Annotated in this window: 12 protein-coding genes and 1 riboswitch; of the genes, 10 read left to right on the top strand and 2 right to left on the bottom strand. The window is 45.4% G+C overall.

The genetic code is table 11. From position 1 onward, the window contains the following. Positions 1–12 precede the first annotated feature (12 nt). The 8 genes from ACZ449_RS16955 (at position 13) to ACZ449_RS16920 (ending at position 7,790) form a co-directional block, all read left to right on the top strand. Positions 13–432: an ATP-binding protein gene (locus ACZ449_RS16955; RefSeq protein WP_464257242.1), complete on the top strand. Its 420-nt coding sequence runs from the start codon at positions 13–15 to the stop codon at positions 430–432. 215 nt (positions 433–647) lie between these two features. Next, positions 648–1,835 (top strand): histidine kinase dimerization/phospho-acceptor domain-containing protein, encoded by a 1,188-nt coding sequence (locus ACZ449_RS16950; protein ID WP_464257241.1) that lies wholly within the window; start codon positions 648–650, stop codon positions 1,833–1,835. 29 nt (positions 1,836–1,864) lie between these two features. Next, the gene (locus ACZ449_RS16945; RefSeq protein ID WP_464257240.1) at positions 1,865–2,080 is read left to right on the top strand and encodes an ATP-binding protein; all 216 of its coding nucleotides are present in this window, start codon (positions 1,865–1,867) and stop codon (positions 2,078–2,080) included. 16 nt (positions 2,081–2,096) lie between these two features. Beyond that, positions 2,097–2,528 carry a tripartite tricarboxylate transporter TctB family protein gene (locus ACZ449_RS16940; RefSeq protein WP_464257239.1) on the top strand — a complete coding sequence of 144 codons (432 nt, stop codon included), beginning with the start codon at positions 2,097–2,099 and terminating at the stop codon, positions 2,526–2,528. 15 nt (positions 2,529–2,543) lie between these two features. After that, positions 2,544–4,070 (top strand): tripartite tricarboxylate transporter permease, encoded by a 1,527-nt coding sequence (locus ACZ449_RS16935; protein ID WP_464257238.1) that lies wholly within the window; start codon positions 2,544–2,546, stop codon positions 4,068–4,070. Positions 4,071–4,137: 67 nt separating this feature from the next. Beyond that, on the top strand, positions 4,138–5,088 hold the full coding sequence (locus tag ACZ449_RS16930) for a tripartite tricarboxylate transporter substrate binding protein (RefSeq protein ID WP_464261894.1): 951 nt from the start codon (positions 4,138–4,140) through the stop codon (positions 5,086–5,088). A 176-nt stretch (positions 5,089–5,264) separates the two neighbouring features. Continuing rightward, complete coding sequence (locus ACZ449_RS16925) at positions 5,265–6,212, top strand: tripartite tricarboxylate transporter substrate binding protein (protein ID WP_464261893.1); 948 nt, start codon at positions 5,265–5,267, stop codon at positions 6,210–6,212. A 411-nt stretch (positions 6,213–6,623) separates the two neighbouring features. Next, positions 6,624–7,790: an ABC transporter substrate-binding protein gene (locus ACZ449_RS16920; protein ID WP_464257237.1), complete on the top strand. Its 1,167-nt coding sequence runs from the start codon at positions 6,624–6,626 to the stop codon at positions 7,788–7,790. Positions 7,791–8,349: 559 nt separating this feature from the next. On the opposite strand, the gene ACZ449_RS16915 is transcribed toward ACZ449_RS16920, so the two are convergent. Both ACZ449_RS16915 and ACZ449_RS16910 read right to left on the bottom strand, forming a co-directional pair. Next, complete coding sequence (locus ACZ449_RS16915) at positions 8,350–8,700, bottom strand: hypothetical protein (protein WP_464257236.1); 351 nt, start codon at positions 8,698–8,700, stop codon at positions 8,350–8,352. Positions 8,701–8,775: 75 nt separating this feature from the next. Next, positions 8,776–9,138, bottom strand: coding sequence for a hypothetical protein (locus ACZ449_RS16910; protein WP_464257235.1), 363 nt, complete (start codon positions 9,136–9,138; stop codon positions 8,776–8,778). 987 nt (positions 9,139–10,125) lie between these two features. Then, positions 10,126–10,315, top strand: a riboswitch (cobalamin riboswitch). 76 nt (positions 10,316–10,391) lie between these two features. Between ACZ449_RS16910 and cobT the strand changes: the two genes are divergently transcribed. Further along, positions 10,392–11,432 carry a nicotinate-nucleotide--dimethylbenzimidazole phosphoribosyltransferase gene (cobT, locus tag ACZ449_RS16905; protein ID WP_464257234.1) on the top strand — a complete coding sequence of 347 codons (1,041 nt, stop codon included), beginning with the start codon at positions 10,392–10,394 and terminating at the stop codon, positions 11,430–11,432. Next, the gene (locus ACZ449_RS16900) at positions 11,425–12,477 is read left to right on the top strand and encodes a nicotinate-nucleotide--dimethylbenzimidazole phosphoribosyltransferase (RefSeq protein WP_464257233.1); all 1,053 of its coding nucleotides are present in this window, start codon (positions 11,425–11,427) and stop codon (positions 12,475–12,477) included. Before cobT ends, ACZ449_RS16900 begins: the two co-directional genes overlap by 8 nt. Positions 12,478–12,481 lie beyond the last annotated feature (4 nt).

Here is a 12,481-nt window from a genome sequence, read left to right as displayed (position 1 = left end):
TTGGTGGTGTGAATGGCAAAGAACAGGACATTGATCTTACAAAACAACCTTGATGAACTGGAAAAACTCAGCATGGCTCTGGAAGAATTTTTTGAGGAAAATGATATTGCTCCCCCAATATTGTTTCAAGTAAACTTGGCGCTGGATGAGCTTGTGACCAATATCATCTCTTACGGACACTCAGACGGTTTACTGCATGAAGTGGTCATTGAGATTGGTCTTGCTGAGAGTACACTTAGTCTGACGGTTTCTGATGATGGCGTAGCCTTTGACCCCTTGGCTATTCCCGAGCCAGACCTTAATCAGTCTGCCGAGGACCGGGAAATTGGTGGACTAGGCATTCATTTTGTGCGGAAAGTCATGGATTGTGTAGAGTATCGGCGACTGGACGGAAGAAACTTACTTTCTCTAAAAAAAGTGGTGGGATCATAAATATGATCCCACCACTTTCCCATTTTTATACAAAAAAATAAAGGAGTTTGCTGGAAATTGTAGAATACAATAAAAAACATAATTATCAAAAAAAACAATAAATGCAAAAAAATGTATCTATTTTTTACCAACGCACCACCTACCTGCAAAAATCTTTAACACGTTGTATATAAATGGTTGCTGGAAAAATACTGTAGCGAAAGCTTGGGGATATCGTGAAAATATCTAATCTGACTACCAGACTAAACATTAAAGCAGTCGGCATTGTTTTGGTATTTATGCTGTTTTTTTCTATATATCATCAGTGGGTAGCCTTTGACGAGAAAACGGCAACCCGTGCGCGGGTTATGGAGAACTATGCCACCTATCTGGAAAGAATGCTTCCTAGCTGGATCTTGATTGAGGCTACTGAAAATCAGGGCTATGCCGAAAAATCATCGGAAGAACAGGTAATGCTGCTTAATACTAAGCTGCAACCAGCCTTGGACAATGTTTATATTCCTACCTATCCTCTCAGGTTTGGTGTATATTCCACTCGGTTACAGCGGATTGTTGCCATTGGCCCGGAACTCGACAAATCCTTGTTATCAATCGTAGATCCCCAAGTGTTTGGCGATTTGTTTCAAAAAGATGTAGCAACGTTTGGTCAACAGAACAACTCGGTGTTATGGTATGGTGCACAGATAGCATATTTTGTGAGGCCAATCCAATATGAGGGTGAGGTTATTGGTTACATCTTTGTCTGTGACAATCTGGATAAAGTTAAAGCCAGCCTGTGGATAAGCTATACAAGGCCACTGCTGGGCGGCATTGTAGCGCTGGTTGTGGTCATTATGCTATTTCAAGAGATATTTATTCGCTTAAAGCAGGAGCTTACGTTATTTGCTGGTGCCATCGTAGAAGGCCGCGGGAAAAGCTTTCAAAGTGAAATAGCTGAATTAAATCCTATTTTACAGTATATCAGCGAGCAAACCGACCGCATGGCCCGGCTTGACCGGTTAAATACAATCGGTGAGATGGCAGCTAGTATTGGTCACGAGGTGCGTAATCCATTGACAACGGTAAGAGGGTTCTTACAATATATAGGCAATAAGCAGACCTTCGAAGACTATAAGTCTCATTTTCTGCTGATGCTTGAGGAACTTGACCGTGCTAACGCTATTATTACAGATTTTTTGTCATTGGCTAAAAACAAGGCCATGAATTTTAAAGAAAACCATTTAAATATGATTATCCGGGAAGTGGTTCCCTTGCTGGAGGCAGATGCCTTGCGGTATAACTGCCAGCTAGAACTGGACTTGCAGGATATTCCGCTCCTTAGTCTTGATGGAAACAGCCTGCGCCAGCTTATTTTGAACATTGTAAGGAATGGGATAGAAGCTATGCCGCAGGGGGGAAGCTAAAAATCAGCACCTATAGCTCTGATTCTACGGTGCTCCTGACCTTTCGCGATGAGGGGATAGGTGTTCCAACTGAACTTATTGACAAACTGGGGACGCCGTTCTTCACTACCAAAGAAAATGGTGTAGGTCTTGGTTTGGCTGTATGTTACCGGATTGTAGAGCGGCATAACGCCACTATGATTATAGAAAACCTGCCCGAAGGGGGAGCCAAGTTTACTATCACTTTTAAACAGGGAGTAAGCTAGGGCGTGAGGTGAGAAAATGACCGAAAAGCTAATTGCTATTTTCTTTTTAATCCTGAGTGTTATCTATACCTATGATGCCTGTTCTTTGTCTTTCGGTAGTTTTATGGCGCCGAAAGCGGGATTTATGCCACTAATAGCAGGTAGTATTGGCATCATGGTAGCGCTTGTTCTCACTATAAGCGCGTTGTTCCAGAAAGGGTGTAAGGAAACAGGAAGTGCTAAGGTTGACATCAATGGGAGAAAGCTGATTTTTCTAATTATCGGCATACTTGTTTATCTAATTCTTTTCCGTTTACTTGGTTATATGGCAGCTACCTTTATTAGTCTGATCTATTTGCTAAAAGTGACCGAAACGGCAGGCTGGGTTTATCCGTGTTTCTTTTCGGCAGGAATTGCGGTAAGCTTCTATTTTCTATTTTCAGAGTTGTTAGGATCTAATTTGCCGTAGGCTGGAGTGGATACTATGGACGTTTTAGCTATGATTGTAAATGGTTTTTATGTGAGTATGTCAGCGGCAAACCTGCTGGCCTGTACAATCGGTGTGCTTATCGGAACACTGGTGGGTGTTTTGCCTGGCATTGGGCCGGTAGGAACGATGGCTCTATTGCTCCCTTTTAGCTTTACTATGGATGTTACCACTTCGCTCATTATGTTTGCGGGGATTTACTATGGCTCCTTATATGGTTGTTCTACGACGTCGATTCTTTTGAATGTTCCCGGTGAAGCCTCTTCCGTAGTCACTTGTATTGACGGCTATGCTATGGCTAAAAAAGGACGGGCAGGAGCAGCACTGGCGATTGCGGCTATTGGTTCTTTGATTGCAGGCACAATGGGGCTTGTTGGGTTAACTTTTTTTGCGCCAATTATGTCCAGGGCGGCCGTAAGTTTCGGGCCGCCGGAATATTTTGCGATTGCCGTGTTCGGGTTGTTAGTTCTTATGAGATTAACAGGTACTTCGATGCTCAAATCTGGTTTGATGGTGATAATAGGGGTTATGCTTGGCACAGTAGGCTTAGACAGCTTGACCGGTATTAACCGGTTTACCTTTGGTGTTGATGAATTACAGCGCGGCATGGAATTTTCCATTGTGGTGATGGGATTATTCGGGGTTGCTGAGATATTACATACCCTGGTTCAGTCTGAGGCTGACGAAAAGATACAATCTGTTCGGTTTCGTGAGTTGTATCCCAGCAAGGAAGAATGGCAACGTTCGCTAGGCCCCATTTTTCGCGGCGGGGTGATTGGCTTTTTAGTGGGTTTACTTCCCGGGCCGGCAGCCACTATCTCAACCTTTGCCTCCTATGCGGTAGAAAAGAGGCATAGTAAGCGACCGGAGGAATTCGGCCAGGGGGCCATTGAAGGTGTTGCCGGACCGGAATCGGCAAATAACGCAGCAGCTTCGGCGACCATGATTCCCTTATTATCCTTGGGTTTGCCGTTTTCTCCCTCTGCCGCCATTTTACTGAGTGGTTTTATGATTCATGGAATTATGCCAGGCCCAACCTTAATGACGCAAAATCCGGATTTGTTTTGGGGACTTATTGCCAGCATGTATATCGGCAATGTGATATTGCTGATAGTGAATCTGCCGCTGGTGGGGCTGTTTGCCTATCTTTTAAAAACCCCGATAAGGATTCTTATGCCGATTGTTTTGATCATTACCCTAACAGGTGCTTATTCCATCAATAATAGTTTTTTCGATCTCGGTCTATTAACCGCCTTTGGTATCCTTGGTTTTTTTATGAAACATACAGGCTATGAACCGGCGCCGCTGGCTCTGGGACTTATGTTGGGACCTGTCCTGGAAAACGGGTTGGCGCAGGGCTTGATTATTGGCGATGGTAGTATTTGGTTTTTTCTTTCGCGTCCGATCTCTGGTACTATTCTTTGGCTTGGTATTGCTTTGCTGCTTTTTAACATCGGCATCTGGGTTACCGAAAGATGGCAGAGCAAAAAATATAAAGCTAGAATGGGGGGGTATAGTGACTAAAGATAAGGGTTTTCTAGTCCTGGGGGTACTCTTTTTAAGTATGGCAATTATTATGGGGGGATGTAGTATGGGAGCAAAAGAGAGTATGGTTTCTGAGAAATATCCTAGTAAACCAATTACAATAATTGTGCCGTTTGCCGCCGGTTCAAGCTTAGACGTGCTGGCAAGGGCACTGGAAAAGTCAGCCCAGAAGCATCTGGGTCAGCCGCTAGTAGTAGTCAATATGCCTGGTGGCGGAGCCACTATCGGCATGAATGAACTTGCCAGTGCCAAACCGGATGGCTACACAATTGGAATTGTTGCCACGAGTGTAATATTGCAACCACTTATTGGGCAGACAAGATACCATTATCCTACTGCATTGGAACCGTTAGTTAATGTTGTATCTTCACCCGTGGTAGTGGCCACGCTTGCCGAAAAACCGTGGAAAAACTTGAGTGAATTAGTTAGCTATGCCAAACAGCATCCTGGTGAAATCAAGTTTGGACATGGAGGGTTGGGTACGTCAACACATGTTACGGGAGAAACGTTTGCCAGAGAAGCCGGTATTACGATCAAACAAGTTCCTTTCCGGGGTGGTGAATCAGAAGCTTTGGCGGCTCTCTTGGGCGGGCATGTGCAGCTTATTGGAGTATATAATCCAGCAGTCATAAAAGAACATGTAAAAAGCGGTACTATCAGAATACTGGGGGTTGCAGAGGAGAATAGACTAACCATCCCTGGCTTTGAGGATGTGCCAACCTTCAAGGAACAAGGAATAGATGTAGCTTTTAACTTTTGGACGGGAATCGCCGCTCCCAAAGATATGCCGCTAGCTGAAAAGGCCAGGCTGGCAGCAGGGCTAAGGGAAATGATCAATGATCCTGACTTCAAAAAGAGTATGGAAGAACTGGGAATGGAAGTCCAGTATTTAGGGCCTGAGGAATTTAGTGCAAGATGGATAGAAGATAATGCAAAATTAACGAAAACAGTAAAAGAGACCGGAATTGCGGAGCTGATTGCGTCTCAGAAAAAATAATATCGCTTATTTATACAGTGGGTGCCCATCCCGCTTTTTAACATAGGTATCTGGTTTATCGAAAGAAGGCAGAGCGAAAAAATGTAGAATGGGGGGGTATAGTGACTAATAACAAAGGTGTTCTTGTCCTGGTGATACTATTATTTAGTATGAGCATTACGATGGGGGGATGTAATATGGGAGCAAAAGAGAGTATGGTTTCAGAGAAATATCCGACAAAACCCATTACGGTGATTGTGCCGTTTGCCGCCGGTGGAAGCACTGACATGTTGGCGCGGGCACTGGAAAGGTCGGCACTGAAGCATCTGGGGCAATCTCTGATTGTAGTCAATATGCCCGGTGGTGCAATGACTATCGGCATGAATGAGCTTGCCGGCGCCAAACCCGATGGCTATACAATCGGCGTTGTTGGGTCTAGCGCAATATTGCAGCCGCTTTATGGAGAAACAAGATACCATTACCCTACCGCCCTGGAGCCATTGGTTAATGTTGTATCTTCGTCAGTAATGATAATTTCGCTTGCTGACCAGCCATGGGGAAATTTGAATGAATTAATCAGTTACGCCAAAGAGCATCCAGGCGAAATTAAGGTTGGTCATTCAGGATTAGGTACGACAGTACATATTACCGAAGAAATGTTTGCCAAGGAAGCCGGTATTGCTATTAAACAAGTTCCATTCAAGGGTGAGTCGGAAGCCATTGCGGCTCTCTTGGGCGGGCATGTGCAGCTTATTGGCGTGTTTAGTCCACCGGCCATAAAAGAGCACGTAAAAAATGGTACAATCAGAATATTGGGAGTTGCAGAAGAAAATAGACTAACCATTCCCGGCTTTGAAAATGTGCCAACCTTCAAAGAACAGGGAATTAATGTTGCTTTAAACTTTTGGAGTGGACTTGCAGCCCCCAAGGGTATGCCGGCAGCTGAAAAGGCCAGGCTGACAGCCGGGCTAAGGGAAATGATCAATGACCCTGACTTCAAAAAGAATATGGAGGAACTGGGAATGTCAGTCCAGTATCTGGGGCCAGACGATTTTAGTGCAAGATGGATAGCAGATAATGCAAAATTAACGAAAACAGTAAAAGAGACCGGAATATTAGAACTTATCGCGGCTCAAAAAAAATAAAGTGTTTAATACACAGTGTGCTCATGCCAAAGTAACGGGATGGGTACACTTATTTTTTATTAGTAACGTAGTAGTATTGAGACAGAATATCGGCAAATAACACGCCAGGGAGACGAATAAGGACAATGTATTTGTGAAAAGGACAAATGGTGAAAAAAATCAAGATAATTAGTGATTGATATCACTAATTATCTTGAAAAAGCCTGTGGGATGTAATATAATGTAGAACTATAGCAAACAAGATTAAAAAAATACTATAAAAGTACTCGGGCGGTATACTTTTATGGATGTTTTTAAAGGCCAGCTTTTCGACAGCCTGAAACGAATTCGTTGTAGAAAGTATTCATGCGAGGAATTTGTATATGTAAGGTGAGTTGTTGCGGCCAAAAAAGAGGGGGAGAAATTTACAAAATGAACAGGACAAGTGTAAAAATGGTAGCCGTGCTAGCAGCAGTACTACTAATGGCAGGTATTTTGACTGGCTGTGGCGGTGCGTCTTCTAATGAGATTAAAATTGGTGTTTTGAATGAAATGACTGGTGGCAATGCCACCATGGGCACCTCGTCAGCCAATGGTGCCAAGATGGCAATTAAGGAAGCTAATGCCAAGGGTGGTGTTCTTGGCAAACAGATTCAAGCTGTTGTTGCAGATAACAAAAGTGAGCCATCAGAAGCTGCCAATGCGATGACTAAATTGGCAACCCAAGATAAAGTTGTAGCTATTACCGGAATGTTTGCCAGCTCAAACGCGATTGCTGCTTCTAGTGTAGCCGAATCAACAAAAGTTCCTTTCTTGGCAGTCGGTGCCACCAACCCTAAGGTAACTGTTGATGAGAAAACAAATAAAGTAAAAGATTATACCTTCCGGGTATGTTTCATTGACCCGTTCCAAGGTACAGTTGGTGCTAACTTTGTACTTAATACACTAAACCTTAAAAAAGCCGTATTCTTAGTTGATAACAGCAGTGATTATAGTAAAGGCTTAGCTGCCTTCTTCAAAGACGCTTTCACTAAAGGCGGCGGTGCTGTAGTAGCTGAAGAGGCCTACCTGCAAAAAGACCAGGACTTCAAAACCATTTTGACTAAGGTCAAAGCACTTAATGCAGAAGTTATCTATGTACCAGGTTATTATGAAGAAGTAGGGAAAATTGTAAAACAAGCTCGCGAAATGGGCATTACTGTTCCCATAATTGGTGGCGATGGCTGGGATTCACCTAAATTAGTAGAAATCGGTACTCCGGCTGCATTAAATAATACTTATTTCACCAATCACTACTCGGTGGATGACACCAGTGCTGCCTCACAAGCCTTTGTTGAGGCCTACAAAAAAGAGTATGGCCAAGCACCTGACGCTCTGGCAGTACTTGGTTATGATGCTGCTAATGTGTTAATTGATGCTATTAAACGTGCTAATAGCACTGAACCGGCCAAAATCCGTGAAGCATTAGCTGCGACTAAGGATTTTATGACCGTAACTGGCTCTACTACGTTAAATGCCACCCATGATGCTGTAAAAAGTGCTGTCATCATTGAAATGAAAGATGGTAAGCAAATGTTTAAAGCCACTGTGAAACCGTAAACGGTTTAAGCAGCAGGCAAAATAAGCAGTCGCTCATTTAGAGCGGCTGCTTATTTTTTTCCAGATGGAAAGAATAACGTTCCCCGGATTGAACGATAGTATCGACATCCCACGTAATTCACGTAACCCCGTAACCCCGTAACCCCGTAACCCCGTAACCCCCGTACCTCCGCGGCCTTTGCCGGAAAAAGCGCTCCGCAGGAGAAAAGCCGGGCGGTATTCCGTAAGAAAATCCGTACTGTTTGAGCGTAGCGAGTTTACGGATTTTAGGAATATCGCCCGGCTTTTCAGCTTTTGGAGGCTCAGGGCCTAGACTTTTTGTTACTTTTGTGGCAATGACAAAAGTAAAACCCCTTTTCTTGTATTCCAGATAATCCATCGTTGCTGGCGGTAAACTTCCGCTTAGGCAAATGGAAGCAAAAAGAACGTCTCGTTGCTTCCTGACTTCCACTTTCGTACCCCTTTGCGCCCTTTGTGTCCTTTGTGGTTAACAACCCTAACCCCATAGCCCAAAACCAAGCTCAGTTTAAGGAGTGTTACCGCAAAGTACACAAAGTATTCAAAGTACGCAAAGGGTTAACGGTATCCTCCTAATTGCCAAAGTGGTAACCCCGTAACCCCCGTGCCTCCTCGGCCTTTGCCGGAAAAAGCGTTCCGCAGGAGAAAAGCCGGGCGGTATTCCGTAAGAAAATCCGTACTGTTTGAGCGTAGCGAGTTTACGGATTTTAGGAATATCGTCCGGCTTTTCAGCTTTTGGAGGCTCAGGGCCTAGACTTTTTGTTACTTTTGTGGCAATGACAAAAGTAAAATCCCTTTTCTTGTATTCCAGATAATCCATCGTTGCTGGCGGTAAACTTCCGCTTAGGCAAATGGAAGCAAAAAGAACGTCTTGTTGCTTCCTGACTTCCACTTTCGTACCCCTTTGCGCTCTTTGTGTCCTTTGTGGTTAACAACCCTAACCCCATAGCCCAAAACCAAGCTCAGTTTAAGGATTGTTACCGCAAAGTACGCAAAGGGTTAACGGTATCCTAATTGCCAAAGTGGTATCCCCGTAACCCCCGTGCCTCCCCGGCCTTTGCCGGAAAAAGCGTTCCGCAGGAGAAAAGCTGGGCGGTATTCCGTAAGAAAATCCGTACTGTTTGAGCGTAGCGAGTTTACGGATTTTAGGAATATCGCCCGGCTTTTCAGCTTTTGGAGGCTCAGGGCCTAGACTTTTTGTTACTTTTGTGGCAATGACAAAAGTAAAACCCCCTTTCTTGTATTCCAGATAATCCATCGTTGCTGGCGGTAAACTTCCGCTTAGGCAAATGGAAGCAAAAAGAACGTCTCGTTGCTTCCTGACTTCCACTTTCGTACCCCTTTGCGCTCTTTGTGTCCTTTGTGGTTAACAACCCTAACCCCATAGCCCAAAACCAAGCTCAGTTTAAGGAGTGTTACCGCAAAGTACGCAAAGGGTTAGCGGTGTCCTAATTGCCAAAGTGGTATCCCCGTAACCCCCGTGCCTCCCCGGCCTTTGCCGGAAAAAGCGCTCCGCAGGAGAAAAGCCGGGCGGTATTCCGTAAGAAAATCCGTACTGTTTGAGCGTAGCGAGTTTACGGATTTTAGGAATATCGCCTGGCTTTTCAGCTTTTGGAGGCTTTAGGCCTAGACTTTTTGTTACTTTTGTGGCAATGACAAAAGTAAACCCCCTTTTCTTGTATTCCAGATAATCCATCGTTGCTGGCGGTAAACTTCCGCTTAGGCAAATGGAAGCAAAAAGAACGTCTCGTTGCTTCCTGACTTCCACTTTCGTACCCCTTTGCGCTCTTTGTGTCCTTAGTGGTTAACAACCCTAACCCCATAGCCCATAACCAAGCTCAGTTTAAGGATTGTTACCGCAAAGCACACAAAGTATTCAAAGTACGCAAAGGGTTAACAGTATCTTAATTACCAAAGTGGTATCCCCGTAACCCCCGTGCCTCCCCGGCCTTTGCCGGAAAAAGTGTTCCGCAGGAGAAAAGCCGGGTGGTATTCCGTAAGAAAATCCGTACTGTTTGAGCGTAGTTTACGGATTTTAGGAATACCGCCTGGCTTTTCAGCTTTTGGAGGCTTTGGTCCTAGACTTTTTGTTACTTTTGTGGCAATGACAAAAGTAAAACCCCCTCACCATAACTCTTTGTGTCCTTTGTTGTTTTACAAACCGATACAACCTCAATCAAGCCTATCTTAAGGTGGTTACCGCAAAGTACGCAAAGGTTCACAAGTACTCAAAAGCTTATTTTATTGAGTAAAGCAGTAAAACTGGATTTCACCATTGACGGTAGTAAGGCCGTCTGTTATAATGACCATAAAATTATACATATTTTACGGATAAGGTGCCCTCTAGGGGGAGAATAGGGAAGTCTGAGTATAGGGAGACTATAGACTATACATAGGCGCGGGCCCACCACTGTACCGGGGAGATCTTACATGGCCACTCGTCAAGGGGAAGGCGTAAGAGCTGATGAACCGGGAGCCAGGAGACCTGCCTTAATCGCAGAACCATCCTTCATGGACAAGAAGGCTTTTTTGGGCTTAACCAAAAAAGCCTTTTACTTTTATTATCTAACAACAGGAGGTATTATGAGCGTACTGCAAGAAACGTTAGTGAAGATTATGGCTCCAGATACAGCAATCAAAGAACAGGTACAGGCTAGCTTGGCTGGCTTATTACAGTCAGCAGGCAGTCTGGGCCGATTGGAAGAGATGGTACAAAAGTATGCCGGAATAACAGGTGAACTAAGGCCTACACTGCCAAAGGCTTGTATGGTGGTAGCTTCAGCTGACCATGGAGTGGCTAGACGTGTGGTGAGTGCTTATCCAATCGAAACAACGATTCATATGACAGCCAATTATCTTATCTCCAAAGGCGCGAGTGCCAATGCTTTTGCCAACTTCTGCGGGGCGGATATGGTTGTGGTTGATATGGGCGTGGCTGGGGACATGTCGTATGTTCCCGGACTGTGGCATCGAAAGATTGCCTATGGCACGCAGGACTTCACCCAAGGCCCGGCAATGACGCGTGAGCAGGCCATACAGGCGGTGGAAACAGGTATCGAAATTGTTAATGACCGAGTGAGGCACGGTTTTCGCTGCTTTAGTTTGGGGGAGATGGGTATTGGTAATACAACATCCAGTGCCGCTATTGTCGGAGCGTTTACCGGTCTAACTCCGGAAAAAGTAACTGGGCGGGGAACCGGGATATCAGACAGCCGGCTTAAGACCAAGATGGAGATTGTTGGTCAAGCCTTAGCTGTTAATAAGCCCAATCCACAGGATGGCTTGGATGTTTTAGCCAAAGTGGGCGGTTTTGAATTAGGTGCACTAGCTGGCGTAATCCTCGGATCAGCTGCCAATCGCTGCGCTGTTGTCATCGACGGACTTAACACTACTGCTGCGGCTTTAATCGCTAATGCCATTGAGCCCCTGAGTAAAGAGTATATGTTTGCATCGCACCTTTCTGGCGAACCGGCTCATATTATTGCATTACGTCATCTGCAGCTAGAAGCTTGTTTGGAATTGGGGGTCAGGCTAGGGGAGGGAATTGGTGCTTCCATGGTTGTTGATATGCTCTATATAGCTATTAAAATGCTCAATAATCTGGGAGGTAAAACTAATGCTTGAAGAACTAATTGCAGCCATAAAACCACTGGATAAGGTAGCAATGGAGCGGTGTCAACTAAGAGTCGATAATCTAACTAAGCCGTTACATAGTTTGTACTCGTTCGAACATATCGCCTGTAAGCTTGCAGGCATTACCGGGAATAGCCGACCGCGCTCACTGGAAAAAAGTATCATTATTATGGCCGCTGATAATGGTATAGCAGACGCAATTGAGCAGCAACTGCTGCCAACAGCTGCACGACTGCAAGTTTTCGGCCAGGGAAAGGCACCGATCCAGGTGTTTGCTGCCCATGTTCAGGCCAAGCTAATTGTGGTGGATATTGGCGTTGCTGCCGAGTTGCCGTTATCTCCGGTAGTATGTCAGGAAAAGATCACGTATGGCAGTCAAAATAGTATGGAGGGCCCGGCTATGACCCGTGAACAAGCGCTGCAAGCGATTGAAGTAGGGATAAGAATGGCCCGCACAGAGATTGCGCGCGGCTGCCAGGTGATCGGCTTGGGTGAAATGGGGCAGGCTGGCCTGGTTGCGGGTATGGCGGTTGTCGCTTGCTACCATGATGGGCCACTGCCGGGCTTGACCGGGCAGGAGTCAGAACTTGTCAATACAGCCGTAGCAGTCAACCGGCCAAATGCTACTGATGCGCTGGATATTCTGACTAAAGTGGGTGGTTTAGCTATAGCGGGTTTAGTTGGCATTATTCTGGGGGCTGCTGCCGGGCGAGCGGCAGTAGTGCTGGATGGCTTGGCCACCAGTGCTGCCGCATTGCTTGCTGTAAACCTGGCGCCAGGTGTCAAGCCCTATTTGCTAGGCTCGCACTTTGCTGCCGAGCCAGCCCATGAGAAGGCATTAGCGTTGCTTGACGTATCGGCCTATATTCAGCTAAAAATGAATCTGGGAGAGGGAACCGGGGCGGCCCTCGGGATGTCAGTAATTAACGCCACGTTACATATGCTAAATGATATGAAAACCTTCGGCGAGGCCGAAGTTGCTGTGGCGCAGGACGGACCGGGTGCGCTAAGGCAAAGCAAGGATGTTAGAGATTAAGCAG

Source organism: Desulfosporomusa polytropa (assembly GCF_055380075.1).
The sequence above is the reverse complement of the archived record's forward strand: the minus strand, read 5'-3'. Positions and strand labels throughout refer to the sequence as shown.